15 protein-coding genes and 1 pseudogene are annotated in these 14,429 nt (G+C 59.2%); 9 read left to right on the top strand and 7 right to left on the bottom strand.

What is annotated here, in order from left to right; all coding sequences use genetic code 11:
• Positions 1 to 49: 49 nt before the first annotated feature.
• The 3 genes and pseudogenes from KBY02_RS26370 to KBY02_RS05335 all read left to right on the top strand — a co-directional run.
• Positions 50 to 1,189 (top strand): annotated as a pseudogene (locus tag KBY02_RS26370) (cache domain-containing protein); the annotation flags it as partial.
• A 15-nt stretch (positions 1,190 to 1,204) separates the two neighbouring features.
• Positions 1,205 to 2,044 (top strand): methyl-accepting chemotaxis protein, encoded by an 840-nt coding sequence (locus tag KBY02_RS26365; RefSeq protein WP_371136436.1) that lies wholly within the window; start codon positions 1,205 to 1,207, stop codon positions 2,042 to 2,044.
• Positions 2,045 to 2,161: 117 nt separating this feature from the next.
• Positions 2,162 to 2,956 (top strand): NYN domain-containing protein, encoded by a 795-nt coding sequence (locus KBY02_RS05335; RefSeq protein WP_024639138.1) that lies wholly within the window; start codon positions 2,162 to 2,164, stop codon positions 2,954 to 2,956.
• On the opposite strand, the gene KBY02_RS05330 is transcribed toward KBY02_RS05335, so the two are convergent.
• Both KBY02_RS05330 and KBY02_RS05325 read right to left on the bottom strand, forming a co-directional pair.
• Positions 2,926 to 3,345, bottom strand: a complete 420-nt coding sequence (locus KBY02_RS05330; protein WP_058398742.1) for a hypothetical protein — start codon at positions 3,343 to 3,345, stop codon at positions 2,926 to 2,928. The genes KBY02_RS05335 and KBY02_RS05330 overlap by 31 nt on opposite strands.
• Positions 3,346 to 3,562: 217 nt before the next feature.
• A complete protein-coding gene (locus KBY02_RS05325) occupies positions 3,563 to 4,426 on the bottom strand; it encodes an alpha/beta hydrolase (RefSeq protein WP_003406426.1) in 864 nt (287 codons plus the stop codon).
• Between the two features lie 117 nt (positions 4,427 to 4,543).
• Here KBY02_RS05325 and KBY02_RS05320 point away from each other — a divergent pair, with 117 nt between their 5' ends.
• From KBY02_RS05320 to KBY02_RS05305, 4 genes are all read left to right on the top strand, one after another.
• Positions 4,544 to 5,146, top strand: coding sequence for a TetR/AcrR family transcriptional regulator (locus tag KBY02_RS05320; RefSeq protein WP_003406427.1), 603 nt, complete (start codon positions 4,544 to 4,546; stop codon positions 5,144 to 5,146).
• Between the two features lie 255 nt (positions 5,147 to 5,401).
• On the top strand, positions 5,402 to 6,190 hold the full coding sequence (locus tag KBY02_RS05315; protein ID WP_011268500.1) for an SDR family NAD(P)-dependent oxidoreductase: 789 nt from the start codon (positions 5,402 to 5,404) through the stop codon (positions 6,188 to 6,190).
• 59 nt (positions 6,191 to 6,249) lie between these two features.
• Positions 6,250 to 7,251, top strand: a complete 1,002-nt coding sequence (locus KBY02_RS05310) for an NADP-dependent oxidoreductase (protein WP_225649946.1) — start codon at positions 6,250 to 6,252, stop codon at positions 7,249 to 7,251.
• 64 nt (positions 7,252 to 7,315) lie between these two features.
• On the top strand, positions 7,316 to 8,128 hold the full coding sequence (locus tag KBY02_RS05305) for an oxidoreductase (RefSeq protein WP_011268502.1): 813 nt from the start codon (positions 7,316 to 7,318) through the stop codon (positions 8,126 to 8,128).
• 80 nt (positions 8,129 to 8,208) lie between these two features.
• Here the strand turns inward: KBY02_RS05305 and KBY02_RS05300 are convergent, their stop codons facing one another.
• Positions 8,209 to 8,958, bottom strand: coding sequence for an SDR family oxidoreductase (locus tag KBY02_RS05300; protein WP_003406431.1), 750 nt, complete (start codon positions 8,956 to 8,958; stop codon positions 8,209 to 8,211).
• Positions 8,959 to 9,151: 193 nt separating this feature from the next.
• On the opposite strand from KBY02_RS05300, the gene KBY02_RS05295 reads away from it, so the two are divergent.
• Positions 9,152 to 10,039: an AraC family transcriptional regulator gene (locus KBY02_RS05295; protein ID WP_024639132.1), complete on the top strand. Its 888-nt coding sequence runs from the start codon at positions 9,152 to 9,154 to the stop codon at positions 10,037 to 10,039.
• A gap of 16 nt (positions 10,040 to 10,055) precedes the next feature.
• Here KBY02_RS05295 and KBY02_RS05290 read toward each other — a convergent pair whose 3' ends face one another.
• Positions 10,056 to 11,030 carry a saccharopine dehydrogenase family protein gene (locus tag KBY02_RS05290; protein ID WP_096135419.1) on the bottom strand — a complete coding sequence of 325 codons (975 nt, stop codon included), beginning with the start codon at positions 11,028 to 11,030 and terminating at the stop codon, positions 10,056 to 10,058.
• 102 nt (positions 11,031 to 11,132) lie between these two features.
• Entirely contained in the window at positions 11,133 to 11,876 is a 744-nt protein-coding gene (locus KBY02_RS05285; protein WP_096135418.1) for an SDR family NAD(P)-dependent oxidoreductase, read from the bottom strand.
• A gap of 138 nt (positions 11,877 to 12,014) precedes the next feature.
• Here KBY02_RS05285 and KBY02_RS05280 point away from each other — a divergent pair, with 138 nt between their 5' ends.
• Positions 12,015 to 12,923, top strand: a complete 909-nt coding sequence (locus KBY02_RS05280; RefSeq protein ID WP_024661056.1) for an AraC family transcriptional regulator — start codon at positions 12,015 to 12,017, stop codon at positions 12,921 to 12,923.
• Between the two features lie 21 nt (positions 12,924 to 12,944).
• Here the strand turns inward: KBY02_RS05280 and KBY02_RS05275 are convergent, their stop codons facing one another.
• Together KBY02_RS05275 and KBY02_RS05270 are read right to left on the bottom strand one after the other, a co-directional pair.
• A complete protein-coding gene (locus tag KBY02_RS05275) occupies positions 12,945 to 13,508 on the bottom strand; it encodes a TetR/AcrR family transcriptional regulator (protein ID WP_024639130.1) in 564 nt (187 codons plus the stop codon).
• Positions 13,509 to 13,718: 210 nt separating this feature from the next.
• Positions 13,719 to 14,420 carry a glutathione S-transferase family protein gene (locus KBY02_RS05270; protein WP_225649945.1) on the bottom strand — a complete coding sequence of 234 codons (702 nt, stop codon included), beginning with the start codon at positions 14,418 to 14,420 and terminating at the stop codon, positions 13,719 to 13,721.
• Positions 14,421 to 14,429: the final 9 nt, after the last annotated feature.

Genomic DNA, 14,429 nt, shown 5'->3' with positions numbered 1-14,429 from the left:
GCCTGATTGGGGCCTGAAAGATGAAAAAATCAGGCCTTTTGTCATTTATATGACACATGACATTCATAAACACCGATTCCCGCCGATAACCACCCCTGCTCCACCCACTACCTATGACCCCTTGCGCAATACCCCTCTAAAGGCTCATATCGGCATGAGAAAATCTTTAAAATTCAGCCATAAAATTCTCTTGGCGGCGTCCCTTGTGGTGATCGCCGCATTCACGCTATTCACGTTCTATAACGACTATCTGCAGCGCAATGCGTTGCACGTGCAGCTCAAGGAGAACCTTAACCAGACGAGCGAAAGTACCGCCGGCAATATCCGTAACTGGCTTTCAGGGCGAATTCTTCTGGTAGAGAACCTGGCGGAAAACGCGTCTTCGCCTCAGTCCCCGCAAGAGCAGAATCGGGTACTCGGGCAACCCACGCTGATCGCCACCTTCATGAGCATTTACCAGGGCAGAAGCGATGGCTCCTTCGTCACCCAGCCGCCTGATGACATGTCGGCCGACTACGACCCAAGAACCCGACCGTGGTATGTCGATGCCCTTCGCGCCGGCAAAACCATCCTGACCGAGCCGTATCTGGACGCCGTGACCAAGGGCCTGGTCGTGACCCTTGCCACACCGATCAAGGGAGACTCCGGCGTGTCCGGTGTAATTGGCGGCGACCTGAGCCTGGAAATCCTGGTGAAGATGATCAGCTCGCTGCGGCTGCACGGCGACGGATACGCGTTTCTGGTCGACGCGAATGGCCGCATCCTGGTCCATCCGGACACCTCACTGGTGATGAAGACGCTGGCCGAAGTCTACCCGGCGAACACGCCCAGGCTGTCGCAAGACCTGAGTGAAAGCGAGTATGCCGGCAAGACCCAGATCCTGACCTTCGCTCACGTAGACGGCCTGCCCTCGGTCAACTGGTACGTCGGCGTAGCAATGGATAAGGACATCGCCTACGCGGCCCTGGGCGAGTTCAGAAACTCGGCCATCGTGGCCACTGTGATTGCTGTGGTGCTGATCATCCTGCTGCTGGGCATGCTCCTGAGTGTCCTGCTGCGCCCACTGAACCTGATGGGCCGCGCCATGCACGATATCGCTGCCGGCGAAGGTGACCTGACCAAGCGCCTGGTCATCGAGAGCCAGGACGAGTTCGGGCATCTGGGCAATGGTTTCAACCTCTTTGTAGAGCGAATCCATGACTCGATGCGTGAAGTCGCCTCCTCCACCGTGCAGCTCAATGAAGTTGCCCTGCGGGTACTGAATGCATCCAACTCGTCGATGCTTAACTCCGATCAACAGTCACACCGCACCAACAGCGTCGCCGCAGCCATCAATGAGCTGGGCGCCGCAACGCAGGAGATCGCCCAGAATGCCGCGCGCGCCTCGGGTCACTCCAGCGATGCACGAACGCTGGCGTCGGACGGGCAGGACGTGGTCGGGCAGAACATCGAGGCCATGAGCCGTCTTTCCAAGCGCATCAGCAGCGCAAGCGGGCAGATCGAAACGCTGAACACCAAGACAGCCAACATCGGCCAGATCCTCGACGTGATTACCGGCATCTCGCAGCAGACCAATCTACTGGCCCTGAATGCGGCCATCGAGGCCGCGCGTGCAGGTGAAGCCGGCAGAGGGTTTGCCGTGGTTGCCGACGAAGTCCGCAGCCTGGCGCACCGAACGCAGGAATCGGCGAGTCAGGTGCAGGAGATGATCGAGCAACTGCAATCCGGTGCCCGTGAAGCCGTGTCGATCATGAACGACAGCCAGCGCGAGAGCGTTGAAACGGTCGGCATTGCCAACAAGGCCGTTGCAAGCCTTGAGCACGTGACCGAACGCATTGGCGAAATCGATGGCATGAACCAGTCGGTCGCTGCCGCCACCGAAGAGCAGACCGCCGTCGTGGAAGCGATCAACGTGGACATCACCGAGATCAATACGCTGAACCAGCAAGGCGTAGAGAACCTGAACGCGACCCTGCGCGCGTGCACTGACCTTGAACAGCAGTCCACCCGACTGACGCAGTTGGTGGGCAGTTTCAGGATCTGATGTGCCAAGGCCGCTGCCGGGAAGCGTTCGGCAGCGGCCTGCCTTGCATAAATATCGGGGAATAGCGCCAATCTCTCGTTTTGGCGGTATGGTTACGCTTTCGTACGAGGGTGATCCATGGCCGTCCAAAACCCCAACAGTTCTCAAAAGCACCTGGCGGTGCTGATCGATGCCGACAATGCGCCAGCAGCTATCGTAGAAGGTCTTTTCGAAGAGATCGCCAAATATGGCGTGGCCAGCGTCAAGCGCATCTATGGTGACTGGACCGGCCCGCAGCTCGGCGGCTGGAAGAAAGTTCTGCTCGACTACTCCATCCAGCCCATCCAGCAATTCGCCTACACCAAAGGCAAGAATGCGACTGACAGCTCATTGATCATCGACGCGATGGACTTGCTCTACACGCGTCGTTTCGACGGGTTCTGCCTGGTGTCCAGCGACAGTGACTTCACACGCCTGGCCTCGCGCCTGCGTGAGGAAGGTCTGACCGTTTATGGCTTTGGCGAAGAAAAGACACCCAAACCCTTCGTGGCGGCCTGCGACAAGTTCATCTACATCGAATTGCTTCGTGAAGAGATCACCACACCGGCCACCGGAGACTCTACGCCGGATGCAGCTGCAACACCGAGCAACGTGAAATCGGTGGCAACCGAGCCGAGCAAGAAACCCAAAGCCCCTGTGGGCTTCATTGCAAAGATAATGGACGATATTGCTGATGAAGACGGCTGGGCACCCTTGGGCGCCATTGGCACGAACATCACCAAACTGCGGCCGGAGTTCGATCCTCGTACCCATGGCTACAAGAAACTGAGCGATTTGATCAAAGGCTATCCACAAACGTTCGAGCTACAGGCCCGTGCGGCCTCTGGCGGAACGGCGGTGCTTTATGCGCGGCATAAGCTGCAGGGCAAGTGAGGTTCGTCAGTCCTGGGCTGACAGTTGCGACTGTCAGTTCTTTCCTGACGCTGTAGCTGGGACGGCACCGTCGAACACATGTAAAAAAGGTCAGCCTGAAAACGCCGGTCTTCCAGTACGGCCGCACCTGTTTCGGTAACACCAAGAACAATGTGCTGGACATAGGGAAACGAGATGTCGTGATCCAGCACAGCGGCTGAAACCAGCAGTCCCTCTTTGACCAGCTCATCAATCATGGCCATAAAATCCCCGGCCGCCGGAACGTCTGATTGAAGACGTATCAGCGCGAGATAAATTTGCCCAGACGTCAACTTTCCAGGGCGAACGAAGTTGGCGCTGCGGACGATTTCAAGCACCGCCAATTCATCGGAAAAATTATTAAAACCCATAGCGGCCTCCAGCTTCTGAAGACGCTGACCCGCCTGTCCGGCTACGTCAGGACTTTTAAAAGAAGCTCAGCTCGTGATGAGCGGAAACGCATCTGGCTTCCGTTATTCATCTTGCAATTAAACGAGCCAGGTCCAACTGGCACATACGGATTTCATGAAGCTGCGTGTAGACGCTTTAGAGTGGAATCGTTGGAAAGGCCATCCGTTGCGGATGCCGTTAACGATGATCCGGTTTCAGAAACTTCATCACTTCGTCTATCACCGATGGATGATCAATCAACCGATTGTGGCCAAGCCCTTCAGTGGTAAACAGACGCGCCCCCGGCCATAGTTCTGCAAAACGAGCGCCCTTTTCCCACGGTGTTTCGCGGTCACGGCGGTCATGAATGATCAGGGCGGGACGATCAAGCAGCGGCAGTCGCGAAGTGGCGTCGTAGTCTGCAAAGCGGCGACCGGTCAGCGAATGCAGGACGGCCTCGAAAGGTTTGAATACTTTGTGGGCAACACCGACTGAATCGAACTGTTGAAATACGCTGTCCGTAGGTGCCAGGAGCGGCGCAATCAGGATAAAACGCTCGGGGCGCCACGACTGTTCCTGAGCGAAAACAATCGATGAAGCGCCGAGTGAATGCGCTATCACCGCCGAAGGCTTTCCGAAATGGCGTCCCACGTGCTGCTGCACAGCCACGAACTGGGTCATATGACTGATGCTGCCCGCGCTCAACCCGTGCGCGGGCTGATCGAACCCCACCACGGCGTAGCCCATGGAGCGCAGTAACGGCACCCATCCGATAAACCGCATCGCGTAACTTGACCAGCCGTGGGCCAGCAACACATACGGCTGGCTGGAGGGATCGCCCCAGACATAGGTGGCAATTCTGATGCCGTCCAGTTCAAGGCTACCGGTTTGCACATCCGTCGCTGTACTCAGAATTTCAGCAGCCTTGGCACGTCCGGACGCCTGCGGAGTCACAAAACGTCGAGCGAGATATCTTCCAGTGATGCCCGGTAGAATACGGCTGATCAGCGTGAACGTGCCGCGCAGCGTCAATAGTCGAAGCCTCTTGATGATGTCGCTCATCGGTATTCCCCACACCCGTCAGATGATCTGGCACCATTAGAACAGCCTATCTTGTCACTGACAAGATAGGCTGAGCCGACGGGAATATAACTTTTGTTTCATGATAGGGAGCCTTACATGTCGACTTCAGACACCCCGCGGACCTACCACCACGGCAATCTGCCTGCCGTTCTGCGTCAGGCCGCCTGGGATATCGTGGGTGAATCGGGAGTGCGCGGGATGTCACTGCGCGAGTGCGCCAGACGGGCGAATGTCTCTCACGCCGCTCCCGCTCACCATTTCGGCTCTCTGGAAAATCTGCTGGCAGAGGTGGTGGCCGATGGATATGAGCGCATGGCCGACGTCATCATTGCCGTCCAACAGGAACTTGACGACACCCTCCTGGGTTGCGGCATTGGTTATGTAAGTTTCGCCAAAAGTTACCCGGAGCACTTCCGATTGATGTTTGGCGCGGGTGTAAACCGCACGTTACCAAGGCTGCTTAAATCGGGTGAACGTACGCTGCAAGTGCTCCGCCAGTCGATACGCAACGCCTGGGTAGCGAAATACGGTAGCGAGCCCGAGCCGGAACTGCTTGAACAGCGCACCTTCCTCGCCTGGAGCACCGCACATGGTTACGCGTCCCTGATAATCGACAGAAAGGCGGATCAATTCCCTATTCCCTCTGCGGAGTCGATATTCCAGTTGGTGAAACGCTCCGTGCTTACGCCGTCAGACTGAAAACAGGCGTACTGACTCCACCTGATCGACACACAACCGCCGTCGTGACTGCGCTTGCGCAGAAGCGGTTTCGACGGTGTGCATGCAATTTGCCAGGACGTCTTCCGATGATGCTCTCCACATCCCCTTCCGAAAACTGCGCTCGATCGGCATCGAGCGTTTTTGATGTCGATCAACATCAATACGTTGACATTTTAGATTTCGATCGTAATCATAAGTGCGACTTCCTCAACGCACTTTACGAGTACATCCTCCATGACAACGCCATCCACTGTTCTCATTACCGGTGCCTCCAGCGGCATCGGCGCGGTATATGCCGAACGATTTGCCCGTCGCGGTCACAATCTCGTGACAGTCGCTCGTGACAAGGCACGTCTTGATGCCCTGGCGGCGCGCCTTCGTGAAGAAAACGGCGTTGCCGTTGAAGTCATTCAGGCTGACTTGACTCGATCTGCCGACCTCACGGCTCTGGAAACCCGTCTGCGTGAGGACACCAACATCGATGTGCTGATCAACAACGCTGGCATTGCTCAATCCGGAGGGTTCGTTCAACAGAACGCCGAGTCCATCGACAAGCTTGTCGCACTCAATATCGTCGCCCTGACACGCCTTGCGGCCGCCGTGGCCCCGCGTTTCGCGCAGTCCGGCTCAGGCTCGATCGTCAACCTCGGATCGGTGGTGGGCCTTGCGCCAGAGTTCGGCATGTCGGTCTACGGTGCGACCAAGGCCTATGTGCTGTTCCTTTCCCAGGGAATGAACGTGGAACTGGCGCCCAAGGGCGTATACGTCCAGGCGGTGCTCCCGGCGGCCACCCGTACCGAAATCTGGGAGCGCGCGGGAATCGATCTGAACACTATTGCAGAGGTGATGGACGTCGACGAACTGGTTGATGCGGCACTGGTGGGCTACGACCGCCGCGAACAGGTGACCATTCCGCCGCTGCATGTGGCGGGTCGTTGGGACTCGCTGGATGAGGCGCGACAAGGGCTGTTGTCGGACATTCGACAGGCCCAGGCAGCCGAGCGCTATCGCCCGCAAGCCTGAAGCGGATCAAGCCGTGGCAGGCGTCCATCCTTGTTCGACGACACTGGAATCAGAGCGTCATGAAAGCACTGACATTCGAGAACTACGGCAAATCGCCGGAGATTGCGATTACCCACGTTCCCATACCGGCCATCAAACCTGATGAACTGTTGGTGGAAGTTCACGCGGCCGGGTTGAACCCGATCGACAACATGATCACTACGGGTGCTTTCAAGACTGTGGTGAAGCTGCAACTACCGGCCATCATGGGCAGCGATCTGGCAGGCGTGGTCATTCAGGTGGGCAGCGCAGTCACTCGATTCAAGGCAGGCGACACGGTATTCGCGAGCCTGTTCGAGCTGGGTGGCGGCGCAATCGCCGAGTTCGCCGCCGTGCCGGAACACGCTGCCGCCCGGAAGCCCGCCAATCTGGACTTTGTTCAGGCAGCCTCCATTCCGATGGTCGGGCTTACGTCGTGGCAGGCATTCAAGGAGCGCGCCTCTCTTCAATCGGGCCAGAAAGTGTTCATACCGGCCGGGGCTGGAGGTATCGGCACCTTCGCCATCCAGCTGGCCAAACACCTGGGCGCCGAAGTGGCCACGACCACCAGCACAGGAAATATGGCGCTGGTTCGCAGCCTGGGCGCAGATGAAGTCGTGAATTACCAAGAGCAGGCATTCGAACAGTTGCTGCACGACGTTGACCTGGTCCTCGGCACCACCCGGGGAGACGACCTTGCAAGAGCTGTCGGCATCCTCAAGCCCGGCGGCAGGATCGTATCACTGGTCGGTCCGCTGGATGCGTCATTCGCCAAGGCTCGGCGGATGAATGCGTTCTTCACCTTCGTATTCGGGTTGATGAGCCGCAGGATCACGCGTCTGGCCAGAAAGAAGAATGTGTCGTACTCGTTTCTGTTTGTTCGCGCGGATGGCGCTCAACTTGGCGAGATTGCCAGGTTGCTTGAACGTGGCCAGATAACACCGGTGATTGACAGGGTCTTTGCGTTTGAACAGGCCCGCGAAGGGCTTGAATACCTGGGTCAGGGCCGCGCCAAAGGCAAGGTCGTCGTGAAGATCAAGTAAGCGCTTATTAAAGCCCCGCCCAGCCACCCTTCAGGCACGCGCCTGTTGAGCATTGGAGTATCGAATGAACACCTCTTCCAAAAGAACCGCCATCGTCACGGGTGCATCATCGGGCATCGGTCGCGCCACCGCCGAGGCGCTGGCGCGCGCCGGGTATACCGTGTTTGGCACGAGCCGCAAAATCGGTGACAGTGATGCACAGGTCTCCATGCTGACCTGCAATGTCACGGCTGACGATTCTGTCCGCGCGCTCGTTGCTGCCGTCCTCGCGCAAACCGGGCGTATCGACCTGCTGGTCAATAATGCCGGCATCGGCATGCTGGGCGGCGCCGAGGAGTTCTCGATCCCGCAAGTGCAGGCCCTGTTCGACGTCAATCTGTTTGGCGTCATGCGCATGACCAACGCGGTATTGCCGTCGATGCGCCAACGAGGTCAGGGGCGCATTATCAATATCGGCTCGGTTCTGGGGCTGATACCGGCGCCCTACTCGGCGCATTATTCGGCGGTCAAACACGCCCTGGAAGGCTATTCGGAATCGCTCGATCACGAAATTCGCGCCTTCAACGTCCGGGTCTCGGTCATTGAGCCGGCCTACGTACGCACCGTCTTCGATCAAAATGGCATCGAGCCGGACTCGCAGTTGCAGGCGTACGATCAGGCGCGAGCCGGGGTCCGTGCATTGCTCGCCGATGTCATGCCGACAGCCGACTTGCCCGAGGTTGTCGCAGCGGTGGTGCTGAAAGCGGCGAGCGATGTTCGTCCCCGGCATCGATACACCGCCGGCAAGACCGCCCGACAAATCAGCCTGCTACGGCGCTTCGCACCTGCCGGGGCGTTCGATAAGAGCTTGCGCAAGCAGTTTCGCTTGCCGGAGTAAATGGCATGGGTCGGGATGGAATGGTAAGTTGCCAAAGCGCCCTCTCCGGTCCATGCGCATCCTTGGTTCAACCGATAGCGTCAGTAACCGACGCCCCTGACCCCGCCCGAAGCGCGGATGGATTCGCCGGTGACCCAGTGCGAGTCCTGCGACGCCAGAAACACAGCCAAGGGGGCGATATCTTCGGGCTCTCCAAAACGACCCAAGGGTGTTCCAGCCAGAATCTTCTCACCTAACTCACCGGCAAAATGCCCATGGGTTGCCGGGGTGTTGGTGTGCCCCGGCAGGATCGAGTTGACCCTGATGCCCCGCGCGCCCAGCTCTCTGGCCAGCGCGAAGGTCAAGGTATCGACCGCGCCCTTGGTCGCCGCGTACACGCTCGACGCCAGGTAAGGGTCGGTGCTGAGAATCGAGCTGATATTGATGATGCTGCCGGTCGGCCCCAACAATTTGACGGCCTCTCGCACTGCAAGCAGGTAGCCCAGCACGTTCAGGTTGAATTGCGTGTGGAAAGCCTCTTCAGTCAGGTCGTCGATCATCTGGAACACAGCGACACCCGCATTGTTGACCAGAATGTCCAGAGCGCCGTACTTCGTGCCGACCGTTTCGAACAGGCGTATCACGTCTGCTGACTGGCTCATGTCTGCCTGTACCGCAAACGCGGAGCCGCCGTGCTCTGCGATCCAGGCGACGACGGCGTCCGCATCCGCCTTGCCGGAAGCGTAGTTGACGATGACGGTCGCGCCCTCGGCGCCCAGTGCTTTGGCGATCCCGGCACCTATGCCTTTGGACGCCCCCGTGACAACCGCTATCTTTCCTTCGAGTTTCATAAACCGGCCTTCTTCAAGTGATGTGGTATGAGGCCTCGTTGCAATCGGATCATGAATGACCGCCAGGCAACCAGCCGCGTGTCATCAGTATTCGGCCATCGAGGAGCACAACGTTTGCCGGTTAGTCGCAGATCCTTGCCTGTTCCTCTCAAGTTGCTTGCCATGCCTCGGGATATGGCCCACGGTGGCCTGTATGGAGAAATCATTGGCAGAACTGCGCTGCATCGTGATGCGCGCACAGGACAAGTGGACCGACACCGGGTTGCCTCGTGTGTCCATGGTCCGGGCCGAGGCCTGTGCGGATCAGGTCTATCAGCCGATGCTGCACTTGGTGCTTCAAGGCACCAAGACCCTGTCGATCGGCGAAGATGCGTCCAGATACACCGCGGGGAACTACTTTCTGGTGCCTGTCGATGTGCCTGCGACGGGGCAGATTCACGCCGACACGCCGGACAAACCTTATCTTGCGGTCAGCCTGACCCTCGATCCGGAAGTAATCGCCACGCTGCTGATGGCCGAAGGCAGAGCACCTGAAGCGCCCCAGAACGCCTGCTTCGAGGGCGTCATCGCGCCAGATGAAATGATCGATGCGTGGTTGCGCATGCTGCGACTCATGGACCGCCCGCACGAAGCCGCAATCCTCGCGCCCATGATCGAACGGGAGATTCTGTTCCGGGCCTTGCAGGGACCACTGGGTGGCATTCTTCGTGACGTTGCACGCCCGGATGGCCGACTGACGCAGATCCGCCGCGTCACCCAGTGGATTGGTGAGCACTACACCGAGCCCTTTCGCGTCGAACCGCTCGCGCAGATGGCCGACATGAGTGTTGCTGCCTTTTACAGGCACTTCAAATCCGTCACAGCGATGAGCCCGATTCAATATCAGAAGCGCCTGCGCCTGTTGAAGGCGCGCTGGTTGCTGCTCTTCGACACACTGGATGCGACCTCCATCGCTTATGCCGTAGGGTACGAAAGCGCTTCGCAATTCAACCGGGAGTACGCGCGGCTGTTCGGCCTGCCTCCGGCGCGGGACGCTGCAAGATTCAGGACGCCCGCAGATGAATTGACGGCCGTGTCGTGAGCCGTCGCCCCAGTTGTTACATGTCAGTCACGAGCGTACCGGCAATGCTCTCGGCGAACCCGCCACCGAAGACCTTGGCCGGTGTGACAAAACCCGGCAGCCGTTCGCCGTCGAGCACGCGACGCGCAGCCTCTACGGCCGCCAGCGGCGTATAGGTATAGCCGTTCACGGTCTCGATCATGGAACGTGCGATCGCGCCCTTCGCATCGGTCACTTCAACCACTGCACGCGCCCGATGCGCCTCCCTTTGCTCGGGCGTCGGGCCATCAGGCAGTTGTGACAGATCGCCTTGCGGGAACGCGTCCCCGGCGATATGCACGAACATTGCAATGTTGCGGATGCCGGTCGAATGCCAGGCGGTGACCAGATCACCGAATGACAACGGTACGCAAAGGACCGGGCCCTGACCAAAATCAAAATGACGCGGCTCGGCATCCGGCATTGCAACAAGTTCGCCATCGATTCTGGCGAGCACGCCTGCACCGATGATTTCGCTGACACTCATGGCAGACCCGCGGGACATCGACCCTGGCACCTGCAGCGCCATGTTCAGCGCCGTTGGCCCCTGCACGCGCCCGGCAACCTGCACGGCCAGCGAATCGGTAGGCACGACATCCCAACCGACACCCGGCAACAGCATGACCTGACTTGCCGCCGCTTCAGCGCCCAGCCTTTCGGCCAGCCGGTAAACGTTGATCTCGGCGGTGATGTCGAGGTAGTCGACACCGGCCTTGATACAGGCGCGCATCAACGGCTCGGCGGTCTGCACAAATGGCCCTGCGAAGTTGAGCAACACCGAGATGCCGGACAAAAAACCCTCGGCCTGGTCGGCATCGAAAACCCGGTATTTCACGTCCAGCTGCGCAGCGAGGGAGGCGAGGCGCTGCTGATTGCGTCCGGCGATTTCTACCTTCAGGCCGAGCGTCCTGGCCCGTTCTGCGGCCATACGCCCGGTGTAGCCCGTAGCGCCATAAATCAGAAGTGTGCTCATTGGACGTGCTGCCTTTTTTTCGAGACGAAGTCGGGGCTGTAGCCATCGGGGTACAGAACGGCTGGTGCGCGTAGAACGCTATGATCGAGCATGGGGTGGCCCTCAGATGTTGTAGCCGCCTGCGACTTCGATAGTCTGCGCATTGATCCAGCCGCCTTCTTCGGACAGCAGCATGGCGATGACGCGTGCCACATCCTGCGGCTCGCCAACCCGGCCCAGGGCCGTCTGCGCCGCCAGCATCGCCTCGAACTCATCATTGAGCCCACCGCCCAGTTCGGTACGAATGGCGCCGGGCGACACAGCGTTGGCCCGGATGCGTCGACCGGCAAACTCGGCCGCCATATAGCGGGTCAAGACTTCAAGCCCGCCCTTGAACGCCGCATAGGGAGCGACACCGGCAGTGGCCACGCGAGTGGTGGCACTGGTCAGGTTGACGATGCTGGCGTTTTCCGCCATCAGCGGCAGCAATGTCTGGGTGAGGAAAAAAGGGCCTTTGAGATGCACGTTGAGCAGGCCATCGAACTGCGCTTCGCTGACCGTCTCCAACGGATTGAACAGCCCGTAACCAGCGTTGTTGACCAGACCGCTCAGTGTTGCGACGCCCCAGACGTCTTGCAGGACGGAGCGCACCGACGCTCGAAACGCCTCGAAGCTGCCGACGTCAGCGACATCCAGCCTGAGCGCAACTGCCTTGCCACCGGCCTGCGCGATACGCTCGACCACCGTTGCGGCGGCCTCCGGGTTGGCGTTGTAGGTAAGGATGACCCCCATCCCGCGTCGAGCCACGTGTTCGGCTGCACTTGCGCCGATGCCACGGCTGCCGCCAGTGATTACGATGACGCCCATGTGATGTTCCTCTGTGGTTTGAATGTGTCTCCACAGTACCCAGCGCCATCACCGGGAGCGTACCCGTTCCTGCTCGAAACCTGCCTGTTTCTGCTTTTCGCTTGCACGGCGCCATGCCCAGCCCTCAGCATGCGAAGCATGGACAATCAACTCGATGAACTGCGGCTGCTCGCGGCCAAGGCTGAAAATCGCCGTACTGAAACAGGCATACCTCGTGTGGCCATGGTTCAAGGCAAAATCCCCGAGCATATGCTGGCAGCGGTCTACGACCCGATGATTAATGTGATCCTGCAAGGCAGCAAGCACATGACCGTCGGTGACAGCACGCTCGAATATGACCCGGCGACCTACTTCGTCATGTCCATCGACCTGCCTGCCGTGGGCTCGGTACACCCCGCCAGGTCCGGAGAACCCTATCTGGCGGTCAGCCTGACGCTGGATCCTGCGGTGTTATCCACACTGTTCGCCGACTTGCCCAAACCTGCCAGCCGCCTCGAGAACAGGCCCGGGTTTTCAGTGGCGCCGATGACCACCGAACTGATGGATGCGTGGGTGCGAATGCTGCGCCTGATGGGCGACCCGGACGCCATCGCCGCGCTGGCGCCGGTCTACGAACGGGAGATTATCTTCCGGGTACTTCAAGGGCCTCATGGCTGGATGCTCCGCGAGATCGCCGCACCGGATACTGCGATGGCCAGAGTCAACATGTCGATCCAGTGGATCCGCCGCGACTTCGCTGAGCCGTTAGGCGTGGAGCGCCTGGCGGAACGCGCGTCGATGAGCGTTTCGGCGTTTCATCGCCACTTCAAGGCCGTGACCAACCTGAGCCCTTTGCAGTACCAGAAGCGGGTACGTCTGCTGCACGCCAGAACGCTGATGGTGGCCAACGCCAAAAGTGTCATGGCGGCAGCCTTCGAGGTGGGCTATGAAAGCGCCACGCAATTCAGTCGGGATTATTCGAGGGTGTTCGGACTTCCGCCGGCCCAGGATGCCGGGCGGATCCTCGAGGCTACGAGGGGCGCGGCAGTTAATCAGCCTCTCGCCTGATGCACGCAGAGCGGCGGGCCTCTAGGCCGGAAGCGGCCCACAGGCACGATAGGTGTCGATCAACGTGTCAAAAAGGGAAATATCCGACCTGCTTCTGGCCACCAGTTGAGCGCCCGCCACAGCGGAAAAAATGGCCTGCGCCCGCACCTCGCTGTCCGAGGGCGCGCAAACCTTCGCAGCCACCAGAAGCTTGCTCAGCCAGGCAATGTTGACCTGGGCGAATAGCTGCATTTCCTCGGTCATCTCCGGCGGCAGGTTGTCGGTTTCAGCACCGACGAAAGTGCCCAGGCAAAGGCGGTTTTCAACTTCCAGCGAACGCCGGAAAATTTCCGGGAAACGCTGTAACGCTTCGCCGGGATCGGGGGTTTCTTCGCAGATCGTCTCGAGTGCAGCGGCACCGTCCTGCCAGTATCGCCTGGCAACCGCGACACCCAGATCAGCCTTGCTGGGGAAGTGGTAGTAAATACTGGCCGGCTTGATTCCGACCTGGGCGGCCAGATCGCGAAAGTTCAGGCCGTTGTAGCCCTGGGACTGGGCAATGTTTCTTGCAGCAAGCAGAATCGCCTCACGGGCGTTGATGGTCATCGTAGTGCCTTGTACTTCGGACGCGTTTCTGGAAACCAACACATGCTAATTCAAAAACCTGCCTTTTGTTAGGTAGAAAGACGGTGTGGGCATGGCAGCGGTCATACGCTGCTAAAGGGCCATCGTCGGTTTCTCCCAAGCTGCAACGGCTATCGCCGGGAACATCCTGCTTGACGTTCCCGGCGATAAGGTGCGCGTACAACCGCTCAATCATTCGGCCGGCGAGTTCAGCTCAGGAATTCCACTGCTGCGATCAGCATAAGCGGCCTGGAAAGCCGGACGCTTCTGCCAGCGCTGCCAGTACAGATCCAGGAACTCGAAACGCTCATCCAGTGGCGTGGCGTTGACCGGGAACTTGGAGAAGGCAATGGCGGTTGCAAGCGTGATGTCCGCGAACGTTGGCGCATCGCCGCCCAGCAGCCACTCGCGGCCATCGGACAGATGACGATTGACCAATGCCGCATGGCTCAGCGCCTCTTTGCGGCAATGCTCGCCCCATGCTTCGTTCTTGGTCAGTTCAAGCTTGAAGCCGAGGCCGGTGTGCAGCACGTGAAAGGCCGTAACGATCCGGTAGAGGATATGCACCCAGATGCGGTTATCCCACATGTTATCGAGGCCCTGCTCCAGGGCGCCCTCGCCCATGATCTTGCGGCCCGGATAAGCCTGATCCAGATAGCGAGCGATAGCGGCCGTCTCGGAAATGAAGCTGCCGTCTGCCAGTTCCAGGGTCGGTGTTTCACCCCACGGGTTCATGTTCAGGTGACGCCAGCCACGCTGCTCTCCACCCGGCGTCATGTCATAAATGGTTTCGTCGAACTGATCGGCAATGCCTTTTTCGTGGATGAACAAACGCAGGCGTTGAGGATTCGGAAATGCCGAAGGAGAGGTGAAAAGTCGCAATTTGGAGGTCATGGTCGGGCC

Origin of the sequence: Pseudomonas sp. P129 (genome assembly GCF_020312195.1) — a bacterium.
Classification (GTDB): domain Bacteria; phylum Pseudomonadota; class Gammaproteobacteria; order Pseudomonadales; family Pseudomonadaceae; genus Aquipseudomonas; species Aquipseudomonas fragariae.
This window is presented reverse-complemented; position numbering and strand designations above follow the sequence as displayed.

Bases quoted from the DNA above. Each gene is read 5' to 3' on its own strand.
- KBY02_RS26365 (WP_371136436.1), top strand. From the start codon at position 1,205: ATGCGTGAAGTCGCCTCCTCCACCGTGCAGCTCAATGAAGTTGCCCTG.
- KBY02_RS05280 (WP_024661056.1), top strand. From the start codon at position 12,015: ATGGACAATCAACTCGATGAACTGCGGCTGCTCGCGGCCAAGGCTGAA.
- KBY02_RS05300 (WP_003406431.1), bottom strand. From the start codon at position 8,958: ATGAAACTCGAAGGAAAGATAGCGGTTGTCACGGGGGCGTCCAAAGGC.
- KBY02_RS05330 (WP_058398742.1), bottom strand. From the start codon at position 3,345: ATGGGTTTTAATAATTTTTCCGATGAATTGGCGGTGCTTGAAATCGTC.
- KBY02_RS05270 (WP_225649945.1), bottom strand. From the start codon at position 14,420: ATGACCTCCAAATTGCGACTTTTCACCTCTCCTTCGGCATTTCCGAAT.
- KBY02_RS05325 (WP_003406426.1), bottom strand. From the start codon at position 4,426: ATGAGCGACATCATCAAGAGGCTTCGACTATTGACGCTGCGCGGCACG.
- KBY02_RS05310 (WP_225649946.1), top strand. From the start codon at position 6,250: ATGAAAGCACTGACATTCGAGAACTACGGCAAATCGCCGGAGATTGCG.
- KBY02_RS05295 (WP_024639132.1), top strand. From the start codon at position 9,152: ATGGAGAAATCATTGGCAGAACTGCGCTGCATCGTGATGCGCGCACAG.
- KBY02_RS05335 (WP_024639138.1), top strand. From the start codon at position 2,162: ATGGCCGTCCAAAACCCCAACAGTTCTCAAAAGCACCTGGCGGTGCTG.
- KBY02_RS05315 (WP_011268500.1), top strand. From the start codon at position 5,402: ATGACAACGCCATCCACTGTTCTCATTACCGGTGCCTCCAGCGGCATC.
- KBY02_RS05305 (WP_011268502.1), top strand. From the start codon at position 7,316: ATGAACACCTCTTCCAAAAGAACCGCCATCGTCACGGGTGCATCATCG.
- KBY02_RS05285 (WP_096135418.1), bottom strand. From the start codon at position 11,876: ATGGGCGTCATCGTAATCACTGGCGGCAGCCGTGGCATCGGCGCAAGT.
- KBY02_RS05275 (WP_024639130.1), bottom strand. From the start codon at position 13,508: ATGACCATCAACGCCCGTGAGGCGATTCTGCTTGCTGCAAGAAACATT.
- KBY02_RS05290 (WP_096135419.1), bottom strand. From the start codon at position 11,030: ATGAGCACACTTCTGATTTATGGCGCTACGGGCTACACCGGGCGTATG.
- KBY02_RS05320 (WP_003406427.1), top strand. From the start codon at position 4,544: ATGTCGACTTCAGACACCCCGCGGACCTACCACCACGGCAATCTGCCT.